We start from the raw sequence: 26,945 nt of genomic DNA on the forward strand, positions 1-26,945 counted from the left end.
AAAATTAATTGAGTGGATATTGAAAGTCAAACGCATTTTCCCTCACTTGTGCATCACTTCCCCTATTCAGCGTATAAAAATAGGTTCCATTTACGTCATACACCTTGGAAGTAGAGGAATTAGAATTATCTGCAATTGCAGGTAAAAATTTTCCTTGAGAATCAAAAAGTGAATTTCCTTCTTCGTCCAATGGTGTCCTGTCACGAAGAACGATGCTTTGATTTCCTATTATTGGATACACTGATTCGAGAGAATCTACAAATCCCTCTGTTCTGGATCCTAGATCTCCAGAAGCTATCCTTACATTGTCAAGGTAGACATTATAGGTAACAGTTTCCAGGATTGCTGCCCCCCTATTTGGATTATATACTGTGAAAACAGTTTCCAACCTAGATTCGTTGTTTACTGGTACTACTTTCACCGAATTAATCGATAAAGATAAATTTTGGCTGTTGAGCTGCTGAGGGGTTAGTTCGGTGGTTTCAGGCGAGTTAGATGCTGAAGGCTGATTTGACTGGGGTGGTACCGCATTAGTGCCGTTGACCACTGATTCAGGATTATTGTTTGATTTTGAATTTTGAGATAAAAATCCTATATTAAACAAGTAAAAAACTACTCCTATAACTATTATACCTATTCCGACTGCGTATAAAACCCTAGTTTTCATAAATATGAGAATTTATCACTTGAGCCTATAAAATGGTTTAGAAAAATTTTAAGAATGAAACCATGTAATATTTTAAACTATACCAAATGAGGTCTTTAAGACATGAAAGAGGAAATTGGGATGCGGAAAATTATCACAAAGTTTCATCCATACAAGAAACCTGGGCAATAGAACTATTAGCTAAAAGAAAGTGGAAGGGAAATGAGGTATTAATAGATGCAGGATGTGGAAGTGGTAGGGTTACCAGAATTATCTCAAATATTTTGAAAAATGGTAAAATCTATGCTATCGATTTGGATCAAAACATGATCGAACAGGCAAAGATAAATCTAAAGGATAAAGAAAATGTGATTTTTGTCAATGCAGATTTATCCTCTGTCGAAATACCAGAACCAGTAGATGTTGTCTTTTCTAACGCAGTATTACATTGGATCAAAGATCATTACAAACTATTCTGTAACTTTTGGCAACTACTAAAGCATTCCGGGGAAATTTTAATTCAATGTGGAGGTAAAGGAAATCTAGGAACAGTCAAGCTCATGTTAGATTTGACAAGAAAGAGTAGTAAATTCAAAGGCTATTTTCATGACTGGAAGGACCCATGGAATTTTGCTTCAGCTGAAGAAACATTTTCAATAATGGAAAGGGTGGGGTTTAAACAGATTGAAACTGGTCTGACAAAAAAAATAGCAAAATTTTCTAGTTTTGAGGAATATAGACTATTTATGAAAACGGTGGTAATGAAACCATATTTATCTTATTTGCCTTCTGATTATGACAATCAGATTGTAAATTCCTTTATGGACTGTTTCTTTAAGCATCAAAAGAAGAATATTAAGGGATTTTCTGAAGATAGTACCGGCTATGCTTTAGACTATACTAGACTAAACATTCGTGCGATCAAGTGAACATTATAGTAGAAACACAATCGATTGATAGAATGTATTGTACTAGACATCAGAGAATAAAATAATAAAATATTTTGGATCAAGGGATACAAATGTCAAATGAAATCCAGATAAGCAGCTAGATTCTAAAATAGATAAGTAAATGAGTAATAATCAAATGGTAACTGGATTGTCATTTTGCAAATAGCTTCTAATAGGTGAAATTATTTTGTCTAGATACCTGGAAGTGGCTGCCTTTAGATCCATGGGATGAATCTTGTCTTGTTCGTAATCATTTTTAAGCTCATTATACGAGAAGTACGACATGTTACCCCCATATTTTTGGGGGCGTTCCAATACAAATTCATCAAACTGATGGAATATTACATGGTTAATGATTTCTAAGACTGGGTTGCCTGCTGAAATCTTTGAAGGACAATAAGCTTTTTTTATCTTTTTAGAAATCTCATCGGATGTATCATGAATTAGTATACTACTAGAAGGATTACTCTTGCTCATTTTGCTAAATATTTTATGATCATCATCTAAGACTCCATCGTCAGATTCTGTAGTGGTGTAAGTTGGAGCGGCAGTAGAAGTAATACTATTAGAAACAGGTTCAGATAGACCTGGTAACAAATGATGGTGAACGGAAACTGGAACTTTCCAACCTAATTTTGGAAAAACTTCTCTCACCAACATATGGATCTTACGTTGATCGGTTCCAGCGTGTACAATATCTAGATCTAGGGCTTTGATATCCACTGATTGCATAGAAGGATAGAGAAGTTGTGAAAAATCAAGTGAATCTTTCTCTGTTCTTCCCATAATTGTTAATGATCTTAATGTTCTTGCGAGCGTAATTTGCTTTGAGAAAAGTACAAAATTTTTCCAATAATCATCAGTTTCTTCATAAAGCTTTGTGCCGTGAATTATGTTAACGCCAGGGCAAAAAAATTTGAATGCTTTTTCATAATAATTTGAAATTTTTGAAATTAATTCCCAATCACTGTTTAGTTTATTATTGATATAAGTATGCCAATCAGCTAGAAACACATTAGCTTGGACGTCGGCCTTCAGAAAATCATTGATCTTAAAGCCTGTAACTATAAGGCTACCTAAATGTAATCTTCCGGAAATTTCCAATCCGATATAATGTCTAGGCGTTGTTTTGGTTTCAAATAATGTAGCGAGTTCATTTGACGCTATTATTTCTTCTGTTGGAGGTCTCTTAATTAATCGGATCTTCTCTTCAACGTCCATTACAAAATTTTAGTATGGAGATTATTATAAACTGTTTAATTCAACAATCTCTTTTGAACAAAACCAAATCAGGTTAAAAGTAAAAAATTTGAATTAGTCTTTTAACTTGTTAACTTTTATGCTGTTGAGCTTTCTCGGAAAAACATAAGTATCTGGTTCTGATGGACCTAAAGTTGAATCAGAGACTGTAGATATAGGATTTTTTCTACTACTTTCAATTGCAAACAATGGCTCGCAATTTACCTTAATGAATTTCTTCCTGCTACGATATTTCTTATCCATTCTAAAATACAGATAGTATTCCAGTACTCCTTCACGGACCCCGGTAGGACATACCAATAAATTGTTAAAATTCTGCTTATTTATCAATATTTTTACGATAAAACTACCTGTTGTAATTGTTTTAGCTCTTTCAGGGTCAACGGATTTTAGTTTTGATAATTCTTCAATAGATAGTCCTCTAAAAATAGTGTTTGCAAGGGTTATCATTCTTTTATCAAGTACCGCACGACTATGATAAAAAGAAGGAGCTGTATATATCATATGCGACATGAACTTGTAAATCGCCCTAATTGTTCCTCCTATTGCCACCATTTTTGTATCAGGAGATCTTCCCAAACTCAATTGAAATTTTGATGGGATATTTTCAACAAGTGATTTTTCCAATCTTTCATAATTAATATTGGACCAGGTTTCGCTCTCCTCTACACCATTATTATAATTTACGAATTCTTCAGAGAGTCTCAAAACTCCCATATCTAAACAAATCGTTTTTAATATTCTAAAATCTTGAACATACATCAATTCAAGGCTACCACCACCAAGATCAAAGAACAAGCCATTGGGGATATGCATGTAGGATTGAGCACCCAAATAAGAAAAAAATCCTTCTTCTGGTCCTGACAAAATATTGAATAGAAACCCCGTACTATCTTCTAGTGTATCCACTACGAATTTCTGGTTAGATGCGTCCCTTACTGCACTAGTCGCTATAGGAATGACTACATCTATGTTCTTTTCTTTCAAATCCTTTTTAAAATTATCAAGTGCTTTGATTGTTCTGTCAACATTTTTATCAGATATTATATTGTCGTTTCTAATTAACTCTGAACCGATTTGAACATAATCCTGTTTCTGATACTGTTTTTTATAATGCCCATTTTTGTAAATATCATAAGTAGAAATTTTTATGGAATTATAACCAAGGTCTATTATAGCAAGACTTTCCTTTTTCCCAGACTCTATCGACTCAGCATACAACTATATTAAAAACTACAAAAAAGTAGTTTATTTAATTTTTTGTTTATCGGTTATGCATACAATATACGCACCAAAACCCTACTAGAGTATAAGAAAATATGTAGAGAAAAGTAGATGGAATTATCTTATCATCTGTATTGTGAAAGCGTTACCTTTTCTCCTGGTTTCATATCTCTTTGAGTTTTTATCTTCTTTACAGCATCTTCGAAATGTTTCATTGTAACATGTGCCTCAGTTGCATGTTTTGCAGCGTCTTCGGGATTACTATATTTTTGAAGATACTCATGCAACACGAGTGAAATCGCCGTATTTGCAACTGCAGACATATCTGCACCACTAAATCCATCTGTTAGTTCGGCAATTCTCTGTAAATTGACTTCACCTGTTAATGGCTTTTCCTTTGCATATATTTCCAAGATCTTTAGCCTTGTACTTATATCGGGTTTTGGGACAAATACTATCTTGTCAAATCTACCTGGCCTTAGCAATGCACTGTCAATCATATCTAGACGATTGGTTGCAGCAATAATAACTACGCCATTTAATTCTTGAATTCCATCCATTTCTGTCAGTAACTGAGAAACCATTCGTTCAGTGCCTGCATTAACGCCTTCCATTCCTCTGATAGGAGCAATGGAATCTATTTCATCAAAGAAAACAACACATGGTGCAGCTTGTCTTGCTCGTCGGAAAATTTCTCTGATCCCTCTTTCAGATTCGCCTATCCATTTTGACAATAATTCTGGTCCTTTTACGCTGATGAAATTGGCTTCAGATTCTGTTGCGACTGCCTTGGCAAGCATAGTTTTTCCGGTACCAGAGGGACCATGCATCAGAATTCCTTTAGGTACAGAGTGACCTAGTTTTGTATAAAGATCTGGGTACCTTAACGGCCATTCCACTGCTTCCTGTAACTCTCGTTTAACATCATCTAATCCACCTATATCATTCCATTCAACATCGGGAGATTCCAGATAAACTTCCCTCATGGCAGATGGCATCACTTCTTTAAGAGCATTCTCAAAGTCAGACATTGAAATAATCAATTTTTCAAGTGTCTCGGGCGGGATTTTCTCATCTTCCAAGTTAAGTTCAGGTAACAATCGTCTAAGACATTTCATCGCAGCTTCCTTACAGAGGTATTCCAAATCTGCACCAACAAAACCATGACTTACAGATGCTATTTTTTCTTGATTTACATCTGATTCTAAAGGCATGTTTCTTGTGTGAATTTGTAGGATTTCTAATCTACCACGTTTATCAGGAACTTTGATTTCAATTTCTCGGTCAAATCGACCAGGTCTTCTTAGAGCTGGATCTATAGCATTTGGCCTATTTGTGGCAGCGATAACTATAACTTTACCTCTTGCTTCTAATCCATCCATCAAAGATAATAACTGAGATACAACTCTTCTTTCAACTTCTCCTGTTACCTCTTCTCGCTTTGGAGTTATAGAGTCTATTTCGTCAATAAATATTATAGAAGGAGCCTTTTCTTTGGTTTCTTTAAATATTTCACGCAGTCTTGCTTCAGATTCACCGTAGAATTTGCTCATTATTTCTGGTCCAGAAATACTGATAAAGTGTGCATTACTTTCATTGGCCACTGCTTTTGCCAACAAGGTTTTACCGGTACCTGGAGGTCCATACAACAACACTCCCTTTGGTGCCTCTATACCCAGTTTTTCAAATATTTCTGGATGTCGTAATGGCAGTTCTATCATTTCACGAACTTTTTGAATTTCCTCTTTTAAGCCACCGATATCTTCGTATGTTACTTGGGGTACTCCACGAAGAGTTTCTCCCCTTTCAGCAATATGAAATACAGTTTTTTGAGTAACTAAAACGGCATCAACACCAGGACCTGGAGTGACACCTATGACTTGAAATGTAAGTCTACCACCAAAATATGGCACCATCACATTGTCGCCTTTGATTAATGGTACACTTTCAAGAGCATCAGCTAAATATCGTTCATCAATTGGAGGAATAGCTTCTAATGGTGCAACTATGACTTTTTCTGCAGGAACAGCTTTAATCTTTCTAACAATTACAGTGTCTCCTATAGCTACACCCGCATTATTTCTAACCAGACCATCAACTCGAATTATACCCTTACCTTCGTCCGAAGGATAAAGAGGCAAACATTTTGCAACTGTTTTGCGTTTACCTCTAATTTCCACGACATCACCTGTAGATGCGCTCAAAGCATCCATAGAATCATAATCAATTCTAGCAACACCACGGCCTACATCTCGGGTATAAGCTTCAAGCACCTTTAAAGAAAGAGTATTACTCTGAGACATGATTACTACTTAATATTTAATAACATACTACTTATACACTTTTGTAAAACAAACCGTAGCAAAAACAGGTATTTTATGAAGCATTAAGTGTCGCATCAATAAGGACATATAAAACCAAAATACAGAACCAAAAAAACATAATCACAATTTTATGAAATAACTGATCGGGTTAACCCGATCTGGTAATCTATTGTTTTACGATACCGATAATAGGCATGTTCACAAACTCTTTGGATAATGGCGTTTGACTGTCGAAATTAACAAACAACACGCTGTTGTCGATAACCGATATCGATACACCTACACCCTTAAAGTTATTTGTCTCATCAGATATGGTTGCATTATTTGACTTTATTTCTTGGATAACATCGATCTTACCTGAATATGTTACATCTTCATTCTGTTGCTGTACAGAATTCCCCACAAAATTTGATAGAAAATATGAAGTGGTATTGCCTATAACGTTATGGTTATCAGCTAATTGGGTACTAACGCTGGTGTTATTATTAACTGCAGAAGTATCATTTCCAGATTCAATAGATGTAGCCAAGTTATAATAAACAGGTTCCTCTATAAAGCTAGCATTAAAGTCCTTTGAACCATTATCCTTCGTTATCAAAGACCAATTACCGAACATAGTGTTTATTATAACACCAGTATCTTGATTATACTCTGACCCAGTAATTGTCCCATTTAGATTAGCCTTGCCTGATCCAGAGTTAATGTTGTTAGTAGATGTTGTGGTGGTTGTACCATCATCGCATGTATTTTTTGTTGTGCTCGTTGTTTTACCATTCTCGTTAGTTTGAGACTGTATTGAGATATTGTTATTACAGTTATTATTATTGTTATTATTGCTAGATTCAATTGTTGATTGAATGTTATCCTGAGTTTGTTTCATGAAATCATCAAAATTTAATTGCGCATTTACAGGACCAATGTTAAAAGCAAGAGAGGTTGAAACCATTAAGATAGGGAGTATAAGAAAAATGAACTTATATTTATTTAGATGGATGTCAAAATTACTATGATTTTGTAACATATTAAAACTGTAGGTTTTTTTACTAGACATTAATAATTCACATTTCATATATGCAAAATATGATTTATGTTTTACTGAATAAAAGATAGGGATTTATATTAGTTTATTTTCTTATATAAAATAATTATAAATGATTTTAGTGGTACTTGAGATCTCTAGGTATTTTCGTTTCATATATGAATGAATGATCGTTTAATGAAGATATCATCACCAGATATTGATAAACTCGCGGGAATTGAATATTACACAACAGAGTTTGAAGGAATAGGTGGAACTATAAAAAAAAATACTGAGGACTTTCATGTACAAGAGATAATAAATGACATTTTCTTAAGCCAGATCTCTCCTGAGCAGACTGCAAGCAATATTTTCCCAGTTTATGAAATTAGAAAAAAGGGAATAGATTCAAGTCATGCGATTCTGACTTTGAGGAAAAAAACGGGCCTTGATCTCAAAATAGTGGGCATAAAAGATGCAAAGGCGACTACAATTCAATATGCTAGCAGCAGCACAAGAAAGGTCATAAAAAATATCGATCTTGGAAAAATAAAATTGACACTGGTTGGCTACTCAAGAAAACCAATAGAAAAGAACAATTTGGTAGGAAATACGTTTGAAATAAGAATTGTTGAACCAAAAAGAGACAAACTAGATAACATTTCACAATTTTTGTATGATATTAATAACTTGGGCAACTATTATGGATTACAAAGATTTGGAAGTGAACGGTTGGTGACTCATCTAGTTGGAAAAGCCATCCTTGAGAGAAAATTTGACAAGGCAACCGAGATCTTAATGACTTGTACCACAAAATATGACTCAAAATTTAGTCGTGAAATTAGGGAAAAACTGAGAGACATCAAAAGTAATCCAAATTTGCTACACGAAATCCCTCCTGGAATGGATATAGAGAAGAATTTGGCCCAAGCAATATTGAGGGGAAAAGATCCTATCTCGGCCTTGAGAACTATCCCTATTAATATCAGAAGACTATTTGTCCAAGCGTTTCAGGCATATCTTTTCAATAAGACTTTAAGTGTTGCTATTAGGGACGACTTTTCCCTTAACATACCTGAAGAAAATGATCTCTGTTTTGACGTTTATGATGATAGCTTGATCTTTGGAAAAATTCGCAAATATGAGAAGGAAAAACCTACTGATAGTAGAATACATAGATTACCGATTATTAGATTACCAGGATATTCTTTCCAACCTGGTAAAAATAGATTTGACAAGATACTAAAGGAATTCATGAAAAGTGAAAACATGACCGCCAAAGATTTTTTTATCAAGGAGATGCAGGAATTAAGTGAGTCGGGCGGTTTCAGGCAAGCTTGTTTTGTATGCAAAAACTTCAAACATAAAAAAGAAGAGAACTCACTGTTAGTTGGGTTCTCAGTACCAAAAGGATCTTACGCAACTATTTTATTAAGAGAGCTAATCAAACCCGCTAATCCTATTGAGTCAGGTTTTTAGAGCAATTTGGAAAGAGAGTCGCCAACTTTTTTGCAAAAAAAGAAGTGAATAATAAATAGACATAATTATGACAATGTATAAATATATACATTAGTGAGTGTGGGATAAGATTTCGACCAAGAATGATTTACCACTATTCAAAGCATTCGTAACAATAGGAATATTAGTCATATTTTTTGGTTTAGCATTTATAATTATTGATTTGGTTGTAAACGAATTCACAGAAGGTTTGAGACTAATAGGTAGTAGATTTGTAATAGTAGGCATAGTAACCATAGCCATAGCTTTTATCTATAAAAATCACGTAGTAATCGGATTCATACTCAGACAATTTAAGAATAGACTAACAGATCAGGATAGATTTTCAAAATGGTACAAGCCATAAATAATATGTATACTTTGGCTACGATTTGCTTGTAAATTATGCGCGAGATAGTAATGTACCTATATGATGGTTGAATTGGATTCAAATTGACAAAAACCAAACAGTTAAAAAGAAAAATTCTAACAAGTTGAATTAGCTAGTTGGCAATTGAAGAAATAAGATATGATTTTAGAGAACATTCTGAGCAATTTCACAGCTACTTTACAAAAATTATGAAGCTGATAATCATATCCAAACTAAATTGTCTTGAAAAGAACCTCACATCTTTGAAATATTTCAATGAGGTAATAAGCAGGATTGACGGATGTGATATTCACAAGGTAAAATATGGTAAGCCCATGATATTTACTAAGTTCTTTGGTTATGAATTCAATTATCATACAGTAAGAGTCAAGATAAGGATTACTGACAAGTATACAATAGACATATCCTTAGAGTCAATTATCCCAGATTTTGTGAAAACATTTGATAAACTAAGTACAGATACAAATGAAATCAACTGGAATACAAATAAGCATCCAACAAATGGGATTAAGTTTGGAGACGATCAAACCACAAATTCCCAAGATAACTCAAATCTTCAATTGATTGAGAAGGAAGCCAAATTGACTTTCTATTTGTTAGATTCATTCATCCAAACATTATATCTTTTGATGACTCAATCAAGTGAAAGTACTAATGGTCTAAGTGGTCGAAATATTGAAATCAAAGATATTTCGGTCTCTAGAAAAATTCTTAATATTGAAATGCTCGTCGATGAAAAAACAGTAATTTTGGATTTTCTCCCAAAGTCTAAAAATGGTGTGGTGGTTTCAATAGATAATGATGAAAAGATTGGAGAAACTATCAGGACCGTGATGTTACAAAATAGATATACCTGAGGTTTCAAATGTTTTGGTACGTATTTAGATGCTTCCTACTCCACCCCTATCTAGTAATGCAGCCAAAAACAATATTCCTATTGATAATCCAACAGTTATTCTACCTAAGAGGATTATTTTATTTCTTAAATAGGAAAAATATTCATCTGGAACTTCTCTTTTTAGAATGCGAGATTCAACATTCTTGTTTAGAAGTAAAATGTGAATAACGTACACAATAATCATCACAAATACTAATATTATTTTAGCTAAGAGAATATATCCATAGGTGGATTCAAATAGAAAGTATGGCTGATCCAAAAACGATCGAGCATTATACACGCCTGTAATGACTAGTATAATCAATGAGGCCCCACCTAGGTAGTTGAATCGACGTCCTACTACAACCATGAATGAAATTCTCTTGTTGACATCAGGCATAGTCTTCTTAAGAAGAGGTGCCAAAACAATCCCTAGAAAAATAGCTCCACCTACCCATATTGAAGAAAAAACTAGATGAATCCATGTAACTAATGGATCAAGAATAAACATTGGATAGTGTCATTTCTGTATCCTATAATATATTATTATAAACAAAGTTTTTTAATACCAATACTTTACAGATCAATTCGATAGAGTATTGTTTTTAAGTAGACGCAGATTAGTATTAATAGGAACAGTTACGGTTATCGTAGGAGTCATTGTATTATTACCTTTAATATTAACAATAACCTTACCTGACTTAAGTGCCGTTAACATAACGGTAAAGAATATAGAATTAGAAGATATTTCTGAAGATAATATTGCTACCTTAAAGGTCGTATTTAATATAAAGAATCCAACAAGTCAAGCGCTAACTACCTCAAAAATTGATTATCAATTGGATGCTAACGGAGAATTAATTGGAAATTTTACAAAGTCATATATTGACATACCTCTTAATGGTAGACCCCAACTCTTGTCAAATACAGATACCAACATTAGTTCAGAGATAGAAACACCGGCCCTTGATGAAAAAATTATGTCAGATATAAGGAATAATAATCAATCACTACAAAATATCGAATGGACAATTGATGGAAATGCAATAATAGAATCAGGATTTAGTTCAGCTCCAAAAATATTTAATGCAACATGGTAGATCTCCATTTCCATGTCAATTCTAGTATTTTTTGAGAAGTTGAATCAGATAAAAAATAAAATAAGACTATTCTAAATAAATTCTTGTTCTGATGGTGGTTGCTCTTCCTGAGTTAAAATAAATTTATCAAAAGAAGTTACAATCCATTCCTCGATGATTTGACATTTAGCTGGACTGTATTGATTTGATTCGTCCTCATTTGAACAAAGATGCTGATAAGAACAACAAAGACAAGGTGCACCTTCGACCATACTTACGTCTATAGGTTTTTGTTCTTCAGCATCCATAGAAATAGTCTTTTTCACGACCAGTTTATACGTCCATCTACCCCGATAAAGTGCTTTTTCTCGTGTAATTAATGACTGTTTTTCCAAATTTCCTACTAGTCTTGAACCATCTCTACTATCTAGTGAGAAAAGTTTGCACAATTCGGTTTGAAAAACCCCTTCTTCGCCGCTTACGGTGATGGCGTCAAACACTTTATCAATAAGATCACTTTTAGAACGAACAGATAATTTTGAACCAATAATTTCAGATGACAAAACATATTATAAACAACAAAATCATATAAATGTCTTTATAACAAAATGGCATCTCCTAGTGAAAATAGATAACTTATAGAACGCGATAGCGGAGCCGAATAAAACCCTGCAATTATCTTAAAGAATTGGTTTATTTATCAAATAAAATGGCTAGAATCATTTCTTGACTGATAAAATAACTTATTTTTAGAAAAAATCATATAAATTGGATAGGTATGAACTCAGCCGTACTAATATAGACACCTAATTAACAAGAAAATGAAAATAACAAACTCGATTCAAAATAAGCTCCTTGATAGTCAAAAAAAAGGAACTTAAAATAAAAGAACTTGTTTATTTTTAACTAACCTATTGATTCAACTATTTATTCTATCAATTTATGGATGTATACCGGAAATTCAACCGGATGTGTATATATGACAAACGCCTCAAGTACGTATTTAGGTGTACTTATTGGTGCCATAATTGGTGTAATAATATTCTGGTGGATTTATTACAGACAAAAGAAAACTACTGAAAAACAAGATGAAGTAATAAAAAAATTGAAGATTTAGAAGAATTGCACCTTACCGTACTCAAGAAAATAGAAAGACTCGATAAACAACATGATAAAACCAAGATCTATTCTAAATATAGAAGAAAGATTTGAAAAAGAAAGAATAAAAAATATGGAAGATTAATAAATTATAATGAATTATCGTTGATATATTGGAAAAAATTTGATTCTTTGGAATTTAACAGTATATTTATAAAGTAAATCGGATGAAGTATCGAACCTGTATCTGACAATATTTCGTAAAAAGAACAAAATTAGTGTCCATTAATTAGGGACATGTCATACTATCGCGCACAGTAGAGTGTTTACATGTATTTTATTAATTTAATTTTTTCTTGTGGTTTTTAAGAAATCTTTAGTTAAATTTGAAACTGCAGAAACATCTTGTCCTCTCATCTGGTTTACCATTTTCTGAAAATTTTGATTACTATCCTCGTTAGGTAGATTTTGCATACGAAATTTTATTGATGAAATAAGCTGTTCGTGTATTTGCTCGAGCTCGGACGGATTCTTCTGGGGTAGTTGGTATAAATCATGGTGATTAGCAGGATATCTTGGACCAAGTCTCTTAATATTATTATTTACAAAATCCATATAATAGGTAAATCTAATATCCAATAAAAGTATTTTTTTTATTGGATTTTCGTGGAAGAGTTGGTTTAGCTATCGCTCATACGTACACGCAATTCAGCGGGACCCGAACTGTCTTTAGTTGTAAAAGCAGAAGAGATAACAGGGCAAAAAAGGAATTTTCATATCACCGATAGGGGGTTAATAACGAAAAGTTATGTCAAAATGTAGATCTATCAATCATTAATTCATGGAGACCAATCTAATTATGATCATGTTTATTTAAGGCGTTACTATATCACAAAACTTAGGAAGACAACAAGAGCGTAGCCTACTGGTACTAAATTAATAATTCAATGAGTAAATGATCTGCATATCAGAAAAATTTGAAAACTAAATAACAAAATTATTGGTTCTTAAATCTTTTTTCCATTAATAATTTTGTTATAATAATTATGATCAATTCTTATCATCTTATCGGTCTCAGTTAATTTTATTAATTCATCAAAAAATTGACTACTTTGATTAAAGGTTTCACTACCAAAAGGATGCAACCAGAATCTTCGCCTAGTCAATGGATGATTCTGATCCTTGGGATTAATATATTTCAGGATTGGGCCAAATTGAAGTACGTATTTTCCAGACCAAAACCCAAGTCCCACATTATGTACTATTTTGGGATACTTTACTAAGATATTATCTATGTCCGAAAGATCAACATAGAATAAATTTACATTATTTTCGGAATGCCATTTTATGAAAAGTAATGAACTATTTTGATTGACGCGAATATCTTGATCCAACTTTTCTTTTTCCATAATAAGAAACCTATAATTTTTCTTGTTCGAAGTCAGATGCTTTAGTCGTCCTAACGATTTTTCCTGATGACTCAAAAGATTTAAAGGATCATTATTTTGTAATTCCCAGTACTGTCCTGGAGGTAAGTACGTTGCAGAAACATACTCCTGGCCATTTTCAAATAAAACCCTATATATCAAGCCCGTAGAAAGTAATCCGATCTCTAACCCCTTCGAAGGATTGGTTAATTCTTTGAATTTATTTAGAATAGTTACAAACCTTGCTTCACAGAAATTTTGTATGGGAGCTACAAAGTCATCAGCAAATTTTTCATATTGAATAAAGGGTTTAAGATCCAAATTAAATTCGATATCAGAATTATCTCCATATTCATCCCTCTCATAAAACGAGTATACATTTTCTAGTTCATTGTGATGTTTTAACATAATTTTACCTTTATCGTATAAAGTCAACCCGAATTTATTCTTGTCAAACAGATAATCGTTTTTTATTTTTTGATAAGCATAATCAGTTAACAATATTTGATTTGGCCTTGCAATATCCATTATTCTTCTGGCGAGAACTAACTCATGACCCCAGGGTGCAAATTCAGTATGTACACCATCTTGGAAGGAAAGAAAAGATCCAAAGCCTATTCCTATCCGTACAAAAATCTGTTCTTTATTTTCTACAGATAAGTTGTATTGCCTTATATTTTTATGAATATGAATTGAAAGTTCCAACGGATGATAATATTTCAAGAAAACGATCAACATTCCATCTCCTGTGAATGACTTGTATATTTCAGGATGTTTTTGAGTATCTAGAAATCTTGAAATCAAGTCTTTAAGTCGATTTATCTTTTCTAATTGACTTGATATTGATAAATTAGGATCAGAAGAGCCAACGATATCGATAAAAAAATACCATCCATCGCCTATGCTCTGTTTAGGGTCATTTCCATTCATATTTGTAATTATAGTTAATTTGTTGAATGATTCCAATTTATAACTGTTAGAGTATGAAGACTCAACATTCCTAGTAATAATTACTAGAAATAAAGACGCAACAACAGAATAAAAACAAAAGTGATATGAAAATAAGTACGCAGTTCATTTCGTAGAAATAGGGTCGGAATATCGTATTACATCTTCAAATTGCCAAAATAAACCTTTCTCGCTTGTTTTCAGAGGCTTTTTCAAAAAATAAAGCACCAGCCATTAGACATATCCTCCATAGTTAATCAAAGATAGAGATAATGGTTTTGAGAAGCATCAGGATCAACTATTGATCAAGCATGTTGATCAAGTCATGTGATGTGATGATGTGACAAGAAAATAAATGATACGCCAAGAGGTTGTGAATAAGATTACGATATTCACTCCTTGATTTAGGAACTAGAATAGTCTGCTAAATAGTAAATACATTCTTCCAAAAAAATAACATAACATGATAAAAATAAAATGCGCGATATCTATTGAAAAACCTTACTCCAGGTATGGACAGGCATCAAACACTGATGATATACATCTTTTAGATGGCCTCTACAAGGTTAAAATTTATTATTCAATTTTAAAGATAGAAATTTACCTAACTTTAGATATTTTTGTTGGTTTATAGTGACGGTACACTTTAAAAAAATGCAAGGATGAACATATTTATCACCTCAGATTGAACATAAAGTGTGATTTTGACCTCTGGTTAATTATACCTCTAGTATTCATAAAAATGCAATATTATGTGCCGGACTCACTAAAGTATATGGGTCACAAACTGCCGTAGATCAAATAGATTTACATATCAAAAGTGGAAGTATATTTGGCCTATTGGGTCCAAATGGAGCCGGTAAGACTACAGTGATTAAGATGTTAACTGGCCTATCTAAACCAACCCAAGGGAGAGCAATCGTTGCCGGATATGATGTTACTACTCATTCCTTAAGAGTGAAAGAAAATATAGGCTGGATTTCATCTGAGGTCATATTAGATGACTCGCTTACCTTAATGGAGAATATTTGGATTCAAGCAAAGTTGCATAGTCTTAACAATACTTGGAAGAAAAAAGCAATAGACTTGTTGAAATACTTGGAATTGGATGAAAAAGACAACAAGAAGGTTGGAAAATTTTCGACTGGAATGAAAAAGAAGTTGGAAATAATCATGGCGCTTTTGCATAATCCCAAAATACTTTTTATGGATGAACCTACCATTGGACTAGACGCAAGTTCTAGAAGATTGCTTTGGAGACTAATAAGAAAAATAAATGAGCAATACGGGGTTACAATACTATTAACTACTCATTATATCGAAGAAGCAGATGCATTGTGTGACGATATCGCAATAATTAATAATGGTAAAATTGTAGCAAGCGGTTCGCCACAACAGCTAAAGTCTAGGACCCACGGCGACATTATTGAAATTGATTTCGTCTCATATTTTGACTATAAGAGCTTAGAAAAGGTCAATGGGATACTGGAAATAGTTCAAGTAGGCCTAGAAAACATTGATCTTGAAAAAAGAACACAATCGGATCATGCTTTGAGGTTACGTATCAAAGTCGGAAATGCTGAAACTATCTTACCGGAGTTAATTTCTAAAATAACAGGGTTTCAGCCAGCCATTATTAATTCAATCAAGATAGAAAAGCCAAATTTGGAATCAGCCTTCCTAGAACTTACCGGGAAACGATTTGAAGAAATAGAAGAAGCCGCCACTAATGATCAAAAATAGAATCGCCTATAATCAATAATAAAGTCAAGACAAGAATGATCAAAGCATTAAATCAGCTTAGTGGATTGTATGTAAGGGAAATAAAGACTACTTTTAGAAGTCCAGCCATAATCGTGTTAAGCATAGTCCAACCTTTATTATGGATAATTTTTTTTGGGAGCAGCTTTGCTTCCGCGCCAAGGAGCTTTCTTGAAGATTTTTTCCATACTGATAATTATATAGCATTTCTTTTAGCCGGACAGCTCTCTACTTCTATGCTTTTTGTAGGAATGTTTAGTTCATTAAGCCTCATTCAAGATAAGAAATCCGGATATCTTAGAAGAATATTAGTCACACCTACCAGTAATCATACCATATTCTTATCAAAAGTATTAGGAGCTTCAACCCGTGGAATGTTACAAGTTCCAATCGTCTTTGTTGGTGTAATGTTGTTTGGAGTACACATCCCAGACATATTCGGAATAACGGCTTTTGTAGCGTCACTATTCCTTCTCAGCTTAGGTCTTTCTTCGGTATATCTATTTTTAACTATGAAAAGTTCAGACTGGCAAATCCCTACTGTAGTAGCTAACTTCATAAACCTCCCCCTGATGTTTGCAAGTACCGCTTTATTTACGAGCGAAAACTTTCCACCTTGGATGCAAACAATTTCAAATATGAATCCTGTTTCATTTTCGTCGACTTTTGGAAGAGAGATAATTATTTCGGGTAGTATCGCTTCTGTTAACTGGATGTATTTTTTTTATCTCTTTATTTTTACTACTTCCATGTTACTAATAGGGGTACTAATAGCGAACAAGACTTTGAAAATTGATTGATCTAGAAAGTATATGATTTTGACTTTATTTCATCCCCTTACCAAAACTTTGATCTTTTAAAGACTAAATAATCAGATTGGGTGTGAACCACGTCAAACACGACTTTCCTTTAATTGTATTCGTGCTAATATTCATCTTCAAATCTAAAGGCAACAAATTCTAGATTTATCCAAGCCATATCGAGTTGGATATACCTAGTGGAAAGTATGAAATACATGAAAACACTGGAAACGAATCATGAAGTCTTTTATACATTTTATTTTATAACAATTAATGTATATAGAACAGAAGAAAATAGAAAAAGAAGGTAAAGTAATAGAACTGTATTTAAAAGGTTATACCCGGCGACAGATTGCTAAGGAACTTAAGATGAGTACTAGAGATGTATGCAGAATAATAAATAACTACAGAGAAAAAATAAATCCCACATGAGAAGTATCAAACACATCAAAGGCCTTTACGATGTACTCCGAAGGTAAAGGACCCACAGAAGCAGTGATTGAGTTAGATATTTCACCTTCTGATGCAGAGAATATGTATTCAGACTATTTGAGATTGAGTGACCGGCAACAGGTAAATGCATTCTATGATGAATTAGAGGAACGTTTACCTGATTTACTTAGTCTTCATAAAATAGTAAAGAAATATGATAGGGTTGAAAATAGGAAAATCATTAAAAAAAGAACAACAGATCTTGAATATATAATTTCAAAACAGCTGCAGAAACTACACGATATAGAAATAGAAATCGAACAAAGCTTGGAATATAAATTCGGAATTAAACAGGAAATTCAAATATTAGAGGAACAGCTTGATAACTCTAGGAAGCGATTTACAAACCAATGGTGACAGGATGTATAATGAGTTGTAGGTGATGGTTCCTAGTCTATCAGTTACTAATACCATTTAACACTTGATGATCCTTTTTTGTGGACATTAATGCTAACACCAGTTAGACATGATCTGATCTACATGAAATGATTCAAAAACATATACTTTTGTATCAGTGTTACATAGGATTTGATAACAAACTTAATGTCCAAAAACTCACTTATCAGTTTGATCTTTTGATCGGATATTTTATTATGGTAAGGAAATATTCTTTTCCGCTGCTATCATCTACCCTTATTTCTTTGATAAACTGTTTAACCAAGGACACCTTTTAAGATCTTTATTGTGTAATTTTGAGACTCTCATGCTTGGGATAATGGTAAAATCTAAAAGAACAGTCGAATTTTTTCTGTGATTTACCGACCCAATTTTTTGATAATGTTTCTATCCTTATCAACATAAGTAATATCTCCTAAATTAATTAATATAAAAGCAAAAATAGGAATGAATTGATTAATTCCTTACCTAAGAGTTGTATCATAAAAACAGTAGTTTTAATACTTTTATATTAAATTTATTAAAACTAGTTTATGAATCCTATAATCCATGCGGTCACCGGGATTTGAATTCCCGCCATGTCTTTATTAAAAGGCACAGTCCCGGGTTACGGGCTTTCTCCATATGAAATCATATATGGAAGGCCAGTGTCCTAACCAAACTAGACGATGACCGCAACACAAATTCTTTATTTTGTTCTGATATTAAACTTTTCCAATATGATTATGTATTGTTAAAGAAAAGTTAATATTGATAACTTTTTACTTCCTCTTATTAGAAAAAATATAGTTTAAGAGTGTGTCTATTGCTTTGTTGCTTAATTTATGCTTATAATAATTGGATCCTTTTTTTGGTTCCTCAGTTAGTTTGTCCCTTTGTATAAGGTCATAGGATCTATGATCAAGTGCACCCTCAAAATGAACCTTGAATTTCTTGAGTTTTGAAACTGCAATAGAATCAAAAACCTCTTTTTGCCAAACGGACCCTATGAAATAGATGGTTGGTGGGTTTGGAAGGTTAGTTACTTTAAAGAGAACGTTATTAATAACAGCTTCAATAGTTTTAGAACTATTATCATTTTCTAAATATTGCTCAGAAATGCCGCCAGCTATCAAGCGGTCGGCAATAACTCGGGTATATTCATTTTTTGATATCAAAATTACAGAGGTGTTAAACTTGTCGGGTTTTGATTTCATTATGATATCAAATGTTTGGATGCATAATGCAATTCTTCCAGAGACAAAATCAGGAAGTGATTCATGGACAGTATTATCGGCAGATTCATCGATTATTTCACCATTTGGGCCGTCATCTCTATTAAAATTACAATATAAAAGTATCAGATTACCATAAGTAAAAGCATTATCAGACAATTTGATAATATGATATATGCTTAACAAATTTATAGATAACGAAAATCAACCAAATATGAGGTAAAGTTGATCTCTATTTTACCAATTGGTATTTAGATCGATACCCCCTCGGATTTATCATCATATCATCATAATTATACGAAGATGAATTTCCTATAATAATCGTAGTTATCATGCCCATCATGTCAGGATAATCTAACATTTTTTCTAAATTAGTGAGAACAATTGACTGACTGTCTCTAAAAGCGCCTTTTACTATTGCAACTGGAGTTTCGGGGTTCCTATATTTTAGAAAAATTTCTCGTGCATCCTTAAGTTGGTGTATTCGTTTTTTACTCGATGGATTATACACAACAGTAACGAAGTCGCCCAAAGCAGCAGCCTCAACTCGTTTAACGATAATCTCCCACGGTACCAACAGGTCACTCATGCTCACAACTGCAAAATCGGTCATCAGAGGGGATCCAATAAGTGCACTGCATGAATTCAAAGACGAGACTCCAGGTACACATTCAACATCAATTCCATTGCCTTTTTTCCATCCTTTTTCAGCGAGGATTTCATATATCAAACCAACCATTCCGTATATTCCAGGATCTCCTGATGAAACTAGTGATACAATACCCCCTTTTTCAGCGAAATCTATGGCTTGATTAGCTCGATCTACCTCTTGAGTCATCGGATATCTGTAAACTTCTTTACCGCTAATAAGATCCTCTACCAATGATACATAAGTTTCATATCCCACGATGATTTGGCTCTCTTCAATTACTTGTTTAGCGCGAAAGGTCATATGATCATGATGGCCTGGCCCAACTCCCACAACGTATAATTTTCCTGAATTCATTACAAGATATTAACCATCTGTATTCATTTATTTATTTACTTTCTTTTCTTCAAATTAATTGCGCAAATCGTTGTATCATATTAAGATTCATGATAATCTAAATGATATCTATGTAATCGAAAGAAATAATCAAATTTGGATGCTTGGATATGTCATGTAAAATGTTATGATCACAAACTAAATCAAAATGTCTTGCCTAAATTAAACTCTTTATACAATGACCTAACTGCTTTTTCACAATCATCATCCCTTACAATGAAGGCCAGATTCAGTTCAGAGGACCCCTGGACTATCATTATGACATTGACATCCTCCTTGGCTATGGAAGAAAAAACTCTGCCAGCAATTCCTTTGATTCCACGCATACCTGAACCCACTACAGTAACTATTGAAACATCCTCTAATACGTTTAGATGTTTAATCACTTTTCCCAACAATTTCAACTCCAGGGATGTTATTGCCTTGCCCAAATCGTCCTTTCTCAATACCACAGAAATACTTGATTCAGAGGGACCTTGAGATATCATCATTATGTTTACTTTATTCTTTGCCAGGGTATCAAAAATGTTTGCAGCTGTTCCAGGTGATCCCACCATTCCCCCACCACTAACGTCTATTAATGCAGTATTCCTTATTGCGATTATGGATTTAATGATATTGTTGGATATTCTCAAATTTTGGGTTATTGTAGTTCCCGGGTGAGACAAATTAAATGCATTTCTTAATCTGAGTGGGATATTTGAATCCATTACTGGCTCCAAAGCTCTTGGATGGATATATTTTGCTCCGAATAGCACCATTTCAGCTGCTTCGCTATAAGATATTTCGTCAAGTACTTGTGCATCTTTTACGATCAAAGGTTCTGCAGTTAGTAAGCCATCCACATCACTCCATAAGTATACCTCGTCCGCATTAATACAGGAAGCTATTATTGTTGCAGTGTAATCAGAACCACTTCGACCCAAGGTTGTAATATATCCATGCTGGTCTGCTGCTATGTATCCAGTAATTACAGGAATTTTTCCTTCTAGAATCAAAGGAATAAGTTTAGCATTTACTCTGAACTTTGTGGTATTCATCAAAGGTCTTGCTTCACCAAAATTAGAATCTGTGACGATACCAATCTCTTTTCCAGTAAGAAAATCAGAATCCAAGTTGTTATTTCGTAATGCATAACTCACTATTGGAGCTGCTAATCGTTCTCCAAATGATAACATATGATCCAAAGACCTTGGAGTAATTTCAGAAATTAAGACTAATCCTTCTAGAATGGCTTGGAATTCTTTCATAGTATCCAAGATTACTTTCTTGGCTTCTGCTTGCAATTTCTGATCGGTTATGGCATTATTAATCAAATCAAGATGAAGACGGGTCATTTCATCTATGAAAGTCTTTATCGCACTCCTTTTTCCCTTTATTATCAGTTCAGAAAGCATGATAATTTTGTCTGTTACTCCAGAGATAGCAGAGATTACACAAACAATCTCATTATCTTTTCCCTCTAAGTTTTTAAAAGAATTTACAATATTTACAAGAGTCTTTATTTTTGACGATGAGTCTAATACAGACCCTCCGAACTTCATTATTATTCTCATATCAACGAATTACATGGTTTATTAACCAATGGGATTAATAGAGTATTCTAAATCCAAAATTTGAACATGTTTTTCTAGGCTAATAGTCAATAAGGACATTTGAAATATGACTATAGTCTAGACAACTTTGTTCTGTTCTAATCTTGTACTCGTGGTGCTAAATAAAAATGAATTCTACCTATGTTGGCGATCCTAAATTCAAGACGTATTGGCATCTTTGTAGAATATTCAATCGCAGCTGACACACCAACAGTGCTCACCGATTTTACGATTTTCAAAAGATAGTCAAGACTATAAGTTGCCTTTGATTCTTCTTTAACATTAATCTCTTCTAATCCTTCGCTATTTGGTTCCATCGTAACAACAGCTTCACCAGTATCACTTTTGCCTACAAACTCGATCCTATCAGGGTAGGATTCAATTTCAACATATTCTGATACAACCTCTATATCAGATAAGATCTTATCAAAAGAAGATAAAGAAAGCAGGAGTTTAGAATTAAATGATAGTTTTGGTAACGGTGTAGATACAGTCGTACTCTCTATGAGACGCATTTTATATTCTCTTTTGTAACTACCCATAGTTTTTATCCTCAAGACATCTTCATCAATAATAGATACCTCCAATTCATCTTTTTTGTCTGTTCGCTTTATCAATTTTGAAAATTCAGAAATTCGGACCCCAAATTTTAGCTCAGAATCGCATTTATAACTTTCAAATGCAGTATTGGGCCAAAAAATATCAATTAATGCTACATGCGATGGGTCCATTCCCCTGAAGGAAATTCCCTCCGAAGTGGCTTCAAATGTGGCTTCATCTACTAGAGTAGATATAGCTGAATTAACAACCTTCCATTCTTCTGGGGACTTTGTTTTCGCTTCAAACATCAAATTAATCAACTAAAAGAACAATCATCTATAAATTCCATGGGATATCTAAAATCGTTCTTAAGAATAATTTCTCCAAGTATGGCTGCATTTTGTACACCTATAGAATTGAGTGGTGGCTTCATCAGCAGATCTTGTCTGCAGCATCCACCAAAAGGCCATATTATTGAGACACTTTGGACATTCCATATTCGTTGTAGGCAGTGCCTCAATAGGCTTTTCAGAGTCCATTATCTTTAGAGGATCATCAGAATAGTCATAATTAGAAACAGTTTGGATCACACTTGCAGTGGTAGTAGTACCATTTGTCTCACTCGCAACTATATGCCCACACTTTAGGCATGTTAGGACTTTTTCCTCTTGCCTATTCCTTAAACGTGCATCGCATTTTGGACAAAATTTCATTTACTAATTATCACCGCATTCAATTTCCTATCGTGAGCTTTAGCATGCCGGCAAGATCATTTGTAAATTTAATAGCTGACTCTACGGATTCACCTAGTGCCTTATAAGGCTCGTTCTTATTGGTTAGTATCTTTAACATGTATTCTTTGATTAGAGGATGCTTTAATACAACACCTGCAAACTTATTATCAGCATTCTTTTGTAGTTCATGTTGAATTATATATAAAATAGATATATCTACGTCGTGTATTTTAAATTCTAATTCTTTGTCCCTAGCATGTGTAACCTCAGCATGCATATATAAAAGACAACTACATATTGAGGATATAAATGATACCTTCTCAGTATCTAAATTGGACGAAAATGAAAGTCGAATCAGTGCTTTAACCTTGGGAGGAGCACAAGAAAGGCCAATGAATGAGAAATTGTATATGTTGACCTTAAGTTTTTCCATTGAGGGATTTATTCGACAAGTATTAACGCAAAAAAATTGGGAGAAAGCTTATAATAAACATGATAATTCACTGAGACTCACTATCAAACTAGACATCAAAAATAACGGAAGAATTATTGAATCAATAAAATTGATAAGAAAAGCTATTTTTTTCTGGACCAGAAATCCAAAAATTGATCATAGGATTTGGATTATGATAGTTAAAGATGACACCCCTTTTTATCCATTAGAGGAGGAGGAAGCTAGACAGTTGTTATTTGATTTTAACAGAGACATAGAAATAAAACCTGAAGCACTGAAGAAAGGCAAGAACAACATCGCTGTATTTGTGGAATTGTCATGGGGCAAGCATGAATTCATAGAGAAGAACACTTTGAAAAAAGAATCTAACATCCAACAGATAGAAAAAGATTAGACTTACTAATCAGAATAATTCAATTTAAATATAACATATAATTGCCATCTATTATGGCTAAATTTGATGGTATCAAAGGACAAGAGCTTCTAGATGTTGAAGAGAAAGACAACGAATTGACATTAATATTCAAAGACAATAGGTTCTTATTTGTAAAAACAGAAAACGGAAAATTGATAATTGATTCGGTACCAGAATGATATGCTAGTTAACCTATCTTAGGCCTCATGACTTGAATTTTAAGAAAATTAATCTATTTCATATTTCAACTAAAATTTTCTCATCATTTAAATGAATCTTGTAGATTTTAAGATCGTCAGAATGTCTCCATTGTTCATTTTGCTCAATCCAAGTTTCATCTTTTTTCCATGACTTCATGTTTTCTAGTTTTCCTGTAAAAATATTATATTCGTATCCGTGCATATAACAAACTACCTTATCTCCAAGAAAGCTTCCCTTGGACAGAGACGCACCCTTATGTGGACACCTATTGTTAAAAGCATATATTCTATTGTTCCTTTTTCCAATCAAAATTTCTTCTCTTTCTACAGTGATTTTCTCAAAGGAATTTTCTTTTAATTCGTTCAATTTCAAACCGGTATCAAAAATCACGAATACAATTGAAAAAATCCTCTTTATAAATTGATCAAGGTTTTGTACATCGATAAAATAAAAAAATTAGAGTATTGGTTTTGTCATGGTTATTGATTCGGTCATTTGCTTATACAGTATCAGAAATCGTCTTCCTTTTTCAGTCATCTTATAAATTTGAGCCCCATCATCATAAATGATCAAGTCGTTTTTCATAAGGTTAGATAAGTATTCTTTCATTTGAAGAAACGAAAGATATACTTTGTACATGATTTTAGCCTGTATCGCTCCATTATCACCTACTGTTTCAAGGATCATTGCTATAATTTCTAGGCGGCTTCTATTTTTCATTTTATCCAAATTATTAAGAAATTTAAAAAATAAAAACGGAGCAATACTAAGACCAATAGATATCTTTTAGTGATTTTTTAGCTTTGATGGTATTGATATTATAATATAGATGATACTAATCATTCAAACAAGCAGTTTAATATTAAAAAGATGACAATTAGGAATTTAACTAGGAGAATGAATGTTCATCTGCTGGTGAAAAAAATAAAAAGTCTTACATTTAACCAAATCTTCCTTCCTTTATTGTAATATTGGAGAATTTAATCTATTAAGCCTGAGAGGAAATGTGCTCTGATTATTAAGCACAGTGTAAATAAAGACTGCATAAAAGAAACCCCCTTTCAAATTTGTAATTGCAGCATAGATATAGATTAATAGAATATTTCAAACTGGCATAGAGTATGCTACTTTGGAGATCTTCCTTATTAATTCAATGCCATAGAGCAAAGATAAATAAAATATTTCAGTAACAAAGCATGTATTGTTTAAGCGGATCGCAGATTTAAGAACAGAAGACAATGTAGGAAAGACTATTCTATTAAGAGGCTGGATCCATAGACTACGAAAGCAGAAAGAAAAAACCTTCATAATATTAAGAGATGATAGAGGAGACATCATTCAGGCTGTATGTCCTTCTAAATTTTGTGAGAATTTGATGATCGAATCTTCCATAGAGATACAAGGAAAATTAGAAAAAGATCCAAGAGCAGTTGAAGGTGGGTACGAGGTAAAAGTGGACAAAATATTGATTTTCAACATAGCTAATGCCGACTATCCTATAGGAGAGTACCAGAGTGATGAAATCCTACTTGATTTTAGGCATTTATCACTAAGGACAAGAAAAATGATAAATGTTGGAAAACTAAGAAATTCATTATTAAGATACTCCAGAGAATGGTTTGCTAAAGACGATTGGATGGAAGTAACTCCACCAATACTCGTTCAGAGCTCTGTAGAGGGAGGGTCCACCCTATTTGAGGTGAAATATTTCAATGAAAAAGCATATTTGTCCCAAAGCTCTCAACTATACCTCGAGTCAATGATTTACTGCTTGGGTCCTGTATGGACCATTAGTCCCTCCTTTAGAGCAGAAAAATCAAGGACCATAAGACACCTAGCAGAATTCACCCATTTAGAAGCAGAAGCACCATGGATAAATATGACTGATCTTATTACGATTCAGGAGAAACTAATATTCAGTATTATAACTCAGATCAAGGAACACAATAAAAAGGAACTAGAATTTTTGAATGCTGCTGCAGCAAAAAAATTAGATGAAATTTCAACTCCATTTGAAAAAATAACCTATGACAAGGCAATAGATAATTTGAGATCCATCGAATGCAGAATCCGAGATAATGATGGAAAGGAAAGGCTAATTGAATGGGGAGACGATCTAAATCTTGAATCAGAAAGAGAACTAACGAGGGATAGATCTAATCCAATATTTGTAACAAATTACCCTTTGCGCATAAAACCCTTCTACGTTAAACAAGATCCGCTGAATGAGAAGACAGGGTTAGCGGTGGACCTTTTGGCTCCTCAAGGATATGGTGAGATTTCAGGTGGCGGGATTAGAGAAGACAATCTTGAAAAATTAACCAAAAGGATAAGAGAGACTGATCTAAATCCAAATGATTATTCATGGTATTTGGATCTTAGAAAATATGGGTCAGTACCACATGGAGGATTTGGTCTAGGCTTGGAGAGACTGCTGAGATGGATATTAGATTTTGACGACATCAAAAACGTAACACTATTTCCTAGAACAATGACAAGGATCTTGCCTTAAAGACAATTATGCGATCATAAATCCTATCTTTTTTCTCCATCAAGGAG

General features: G+C 33.4%; 30 protein-coding genes and 1 tRNA gene. 13 read left to right on the plus strand and 18 right to left on the minus strand.

What is annotated here, in order from left to right:
* Positions 1–4: 4 nt before the first annotated feature.
* On the minus strand, positions 5–667 hold the full coding sequence (locus NMY3_RS15530; RefSeq protein ID WP_196816716.1) for a hypothetical protein: 663 nt from the start codon (positions 665–667) through the stop codon (positions 5–7).
* A gap of 86 nt (positions 668–753) precedes the next feature.
* Here NMY3_RS15530 and NMY3_RS15535 point away from each other — a divergent pair, with 86 nt between their 5' ends.
* Positions 754–1,575, plus strand: coding sequence for a class I SAM-dependent methyltransferase (locus NMY3_RS15535; protein ID WP_196816717.1), 822 nt, complete (start codon positions 754–756; stop codon positions 1,573–1,575).
* Positions 1,576–1,728: 153 nt separating this feature from the next.
* Here the strand turns inward: NMY3_RS15535 and NMY3_RS15540 are convergent, their stop codons facing one another.
* The 4 genes from NMY3_RS15540 to NMY3_RS15555 form a co-directional block, all read right to left on the minus strand.
* Positions 1,729–2,817, minus strand: coding sequence for a tyrosine--tRNA ligase (locus NMY3_RS15540; RefSeq protein WP_196816718.1), 1,089 nt, complete (start codon positions 2,815–2,817; stop codon positions 1,729–1,731).
* A 93-nt stretch (positions 2,818–2,910) separates the two neighbouring features.
* Positions 2,911–4,077: a hypothetical protein gene (locus NMY3_RS15545; RefSeq protein WP_196816719.1), complete on the minus strand. Its 1,167-nt coding sequence runs from the start codon at positions 4,075–4,077 to the stop codon at positions 2,911–2,913.
* 128 nt (positions 4,078–4,205) lie between these two features.
* A complete protein-coding gene (locus NMY3_RS15550; RefSeq protein WP_196816720.1) occupies positions 4,206–6,383 on the minus strand; it encodes a CDC48 family AAA ATPase in 2,178 nt (725 codons plus the stop codon).
* Between the two features lie 187 nt (positions 6,384–6,570).
* Positions 6,571–7,350 (minus strand): hypothetical protein, encoded by a 780-nt coding sequence (locus tag NMY3_RS15555; protein WP_196816721.1) that lies wholly within the window; start codon positions 7,348–7,350, stop codon positions 6,571–6,573.
* A gap of 270 nt (positions 7,351–7,620) precedes the next feature.
* Here NMY3_RS15555 and truD point away from each other — a divergent pair, with 270 nt between their 5' ends.
* From truD to NMY3_RS15570, 3 genes are all read left to right on the plus strand, one after another.
* Complete coding sequence (truD, locus tag NMY3_RS15560) at positions 7,621–8,901, plus strand: tRNA pseudouridine(13) synthase TruD (RefSeq protein WP_196816722.1); 1,281 nt, start codon at positions 7,621–7,623, stop codon at positions 8,899–8,901.
* A gap of 97 nt (positions 8,902–8,998) precedes the next feature.
* Positions 8,999–9,286, plus strand: coding sequence for a hypothetical protein (locus NMY3_RS15565; RefSeq protein WP_196816723.1), 288 nt, complete (start codon positions 8,999–9,001; stop codon positions 9,284–9,286).
* 140 nt (positions 9,287–9,426) lie between these two features.
* On the plus strand, positions 9,427–10,167 hold the full coding sequence (locus NMY3_RS15570) for a hypothetical protein (protein WP_196816724.1): 741 nt from the start codon (positions 9,427–9,429) through the stop codon (positions 10,165–10,167).
* Positions 10,168–10,191: 24 nt separating this feature from the next.
* Here NMY3_RS15570 and NMY3_RS15575 read toward each other — a convergent pair whose 3' ends face one another.
* The gene (locus NMY3_RS15575) at positions 10,192–10,698 is read right to left on the minus strand and encodes a DUF4149 domain-containing protein (RefSeq protein ID WP_196816725.1); all 507 of its coding nucleotides are present in this window, start codon (positions 10,696–10,698) and stop codon (positions 10,192–10,194) included.
* An 88-nt stretch (positions 10,699–10,786) separates the two neighbouring features.
* Between NMY3_RS15575 and NMY3_RS15580 the strand changes: the two genes are divergently transcribed.
* A complete protein-coding gene (locus NMY3_RS15580; RefSeq protein WP_196816726.1) occupies positions 10,787–11,287 on the plus strand; it encodes a hypothetical protein in 501 nt (166 codons plus the stop codon).
* A 71-nt stretch (positions 11,288–11,358) separates the two neighbouring features.
* Here the strand turns inward: NMY3_RS15580 and NMY3_RS15585 are convergent, their stop codons facing one another.
* Entirely contained in the window at positions 11,359–11,829 is a 471-nt protein-coding gene (locus NMY3_RS15585; RefSeq protein ID WP_231100126.1) for a MarR family transcriptional regulator, read from the minus strand.
* Between the two features lie 416 nt (positions 11,830–12,245).
* On the opposite strand from NMY3_RS15585, the gene NMY3_RS15590 reads away from it, so the two are divergent.
* Positions 12,246–12,383, plus strand: coding sequence for a LapA family protein (locus tag NMY3_RS15590; RefSeq protein ID WP_196816727.1), 138 nt, complete (start codon positions 12,246–12,248; stop codon positions 12,381–12,383).
* A gap of 326 nt (positions 12,384–12,709) precedes the next feature.
* On the opposite strand, the gene NMY3_RS15595 is transcribed toward NMY3_RS15590, so the two are convergent.
* On the minus strand, positions 12,710–12,979 hold the full coding sequence (locus tag NMY3_RS15595; protein ID WP_196816728.1) for a hypothetical protein: 270 nt from the start codon (positions 12,977–12,979) through the stop codon (positions 12,710–12,712).
* Between the two features lie 392 nt (positions 12,980–13,371).
* The gene (locus NMY3_RS15600; RefSeq protein ID WP_196816729.1) at positions 13,372–14,721 is read right to left on the minus strand and encodes an adenylate/guanylate cyclase domain-containing protein; all 1,350 of its coding nucleotides are present in this window, start codon (positions 14,719–14,721) and stop codon (positions 13,372–13,374) included.
* 819 nt (positions 14,722–15,540) lie between these two features.
* Here NMY3_RS15600 and NMY3_RS15605 point away from each other — a divergent pair.
* From NMY3_RS15605 to NMY3_RS15620, 4 genes are all read left to right on the plus strand, one after another.
* A complete protein-coding gene (locus NMY3_RS15605) occupies positions 15,541–16,482 on the plus strand; it encodes an ATP-binding cassette domain-containing protein (RefSeq protein ID WP_257720035.1) in 942 nt (313 codons plus the stop codon).
* 35 nt (positions 16,483–16,517) lie between these two features.
* Positions 16,518–17,300 (plus strand): ABC transporter permease, encoded by a 783-nt coding sequence (locus NMY3_RS15610; RefSeq protein ID WP_196816730.1) that lies wholly within the window; start codon positions 16,518–16,520, stop codon positions 17,298–17,300.
* Between the two features lie 273 nt (positions 17,301–17,573).
* Positions 17,574–17,732 carry a helix-turn-helix domain-containing protein gene (locus NMY3_RS17130; RefSeq protein WP_196816731.1) on the plus strand — a complete coding sequence of 53 codons (159 nt, stop codon included), beginning with the start codon at positions 17,574–17,576 and terminating at the stop codon, positions 17,730–17,732.
* Positions 17,733–17,762: 30 nt separating this feature from the next.
* Positions 17,763–18,149, plus strand: coding sequence for a hypothetical protein (locus NMY3_RS15620; protein WP_196816732.1), 387 nt, complete (start codon positions 17,763–17,765; stop codon positions 18,147–18,149).
* Between the two features lie 589 nt (positions 18,150–18,738).
* On the opposite strand, the gene NMY3_RS15625 is transcribed toward NMY3_RS15620, so the two are convergent.
* The 7 genes from NMY3_RS15625 to NMY3_RS15655 all read right to left on the minus strand — a co-directional run bounded on the left by NMY3_RS15625 (position 18,739) and on the right by NMY3_RS15655 (position 23,593).
* Positions 18,739–18,864: transfer RNA gene (locus tag NMY3_RS15625), tRNA-Gly, on the minus strand.
* A gap of 85 nt (positions 18,865–18,949) precedes the next feature.
* The gene (locus NMY3_RS15630) at positions 18,950–19,561 is read right to left on the minus strand and encodes a hypothetical protein (RefSeq protein ID WP_196816733.1); all 612 of its coding nucleotides are present in this window, start codon (positions 19,559–19,561) and stop codon (positions 18,950–18,952) included.
* Between the two features lie 73 nt (positions 19,562–19,634).
* Positions 19,635–20,408, minus strand: a complete 774-nt coding sequence (gene cobJ, locus NMY3_RS15635; protein WP_196816734.1) for a precorrin-3B C(17)-methyltransferase — start codon at positions 20,406–20,408, stop codon at positions 19,635–19,637.
* A gap of 182 nt (positions 20,409–20,590) precedes the next feature.
* Positions 20,591–21,991: an aspartate kinase gene (locus NMY3_RS15640; RefSeq protein ID WP_196816735.1), complete on the minus strand. Its 1,401-nt coding sequence runs from the start codon at positions 21,989–21,991 to the stop codon at positions 20,591–20,593.
* A 149-nt stretch (positions 21,992–22,140) separates the two neighbouring features.
* On the minus strand, positions 22,141–22,890 hold the full coding sequence (gene pcn, locus NMY3_RS15645; protein ID WP_231100427.1) for a proliferating cell nuclear antigen (pcna): 750 nt from the start codon (positions 22,888–22,890) through the stop codon (positions 22,141–22,143).
* 60 nt (positions 22,891–22,950) lie between these two features.
* Positions 22,951–23,295, minus strand: a complete 345-nt coding sequence (locus NMY3_RS15650; protein ID WP_196816737.1) for a transcription factor S — start codon at positions 23,293–23,295, stop codon at positions 22,951–22,953.
* A 19-nt stretch (positions 23,296–23,314) separates the two neighbouring features.
* Complete coding sequence (locus tag NMY3_RS15655; RefSeq protein WP_196816738.1) at positions 23,315–23,593, minus strand: RpoL/Rpb11 RNA polymerase subunit family protein; 279 nt, start codon at positions 23,591–23,593, stop codon at positions 23,315–23,317.
* A 55-nt stretch (positions 23,594–23,648) separates the two neighbouring features.
* Here NMY3_RS15655 and NMY3_RS15660 point away from each other — a divergent pair, with 55 nt between their 5' ends.
* Positions 23,649–24,164, plus strand: coding sequence for a hypothetical protein (locus NMY3_RS15660; protein ID WP_196816739.1), 516 nt, complete (start codon positions 23,649–23,651; stop codon positions 24,162–24,164).
* A 53-nt stretch (positions 24,165–24,217) separates the two neighbouring features.
* A complete protein-coding gene (locus tag NMY3_RS15665; RefSeq protein WP_196816740.1) occupies positions 24,218–24,364 on the plus strand; it encodes a hypothetical protein in 147 nt (48 codons plus the stop codon).
* 58 nt (positions 24,365–24,422) lie between these two features.
* On the opposite strand, the gene NMY3_RS15670 is transcribed toward NMY3_RS15665, so the two are convergent.
* Positions 24,423–24,776: a Rieske (2Fe-2S) protein gene (locus NMY3_RS15670; RefSeq protein WP_196816741.1), complete on the minus strand. Its 354-nt coding sequence runs from the start codon at positions 24,774–24,776 to the stop codon at positions 24,423–24,425.
* A 66-nt stretch (positions 24,777–24,842) separates the two neighbouring features.
* A complete protein-coding gene (locus NMY3_RS15675) occupies positions 24,843–25,106 on the minus strand; it encodes a winged helix-turn-helix domain-containing protein (protein ID WP_196816742.1) in 264 nt (87 codons plus the stop codon).
* Between the two features lie 481 nt (positions 25,107–25,587).
* Here NMY3_RS15675 and asnS point away from each other — a divergent pair, with 481 nt between their 5' ends.
* Positions 25,588–26,898 carry an asparagine--tRNA ligase gene (asnS, locus tag NMY3_RS15680; protein ID WP_196816743.1) on the plus strand — a complete coding sequence of 437 codons (1,311 nt, stop codon included), beginning with the start codon at positions 25,588–25,590 and terminating at the stop codon, positions 26,896–26,898.
* Positions 26,899–26,945 lie beyond the last annotated feature (47 nt).

Origin of the sequence: Candidatus Nitrosocosmicus oleophilus (assembly GCF_000802205.1) — an archaeon.
Classification (GTDB): Archaea; Thermoproteota; Nitrososphaeria; order Nitrososphaerales; family Nitrososphaeraceae; genus Nitrosocosmicus; species Nitrosocosmicus oleophilus.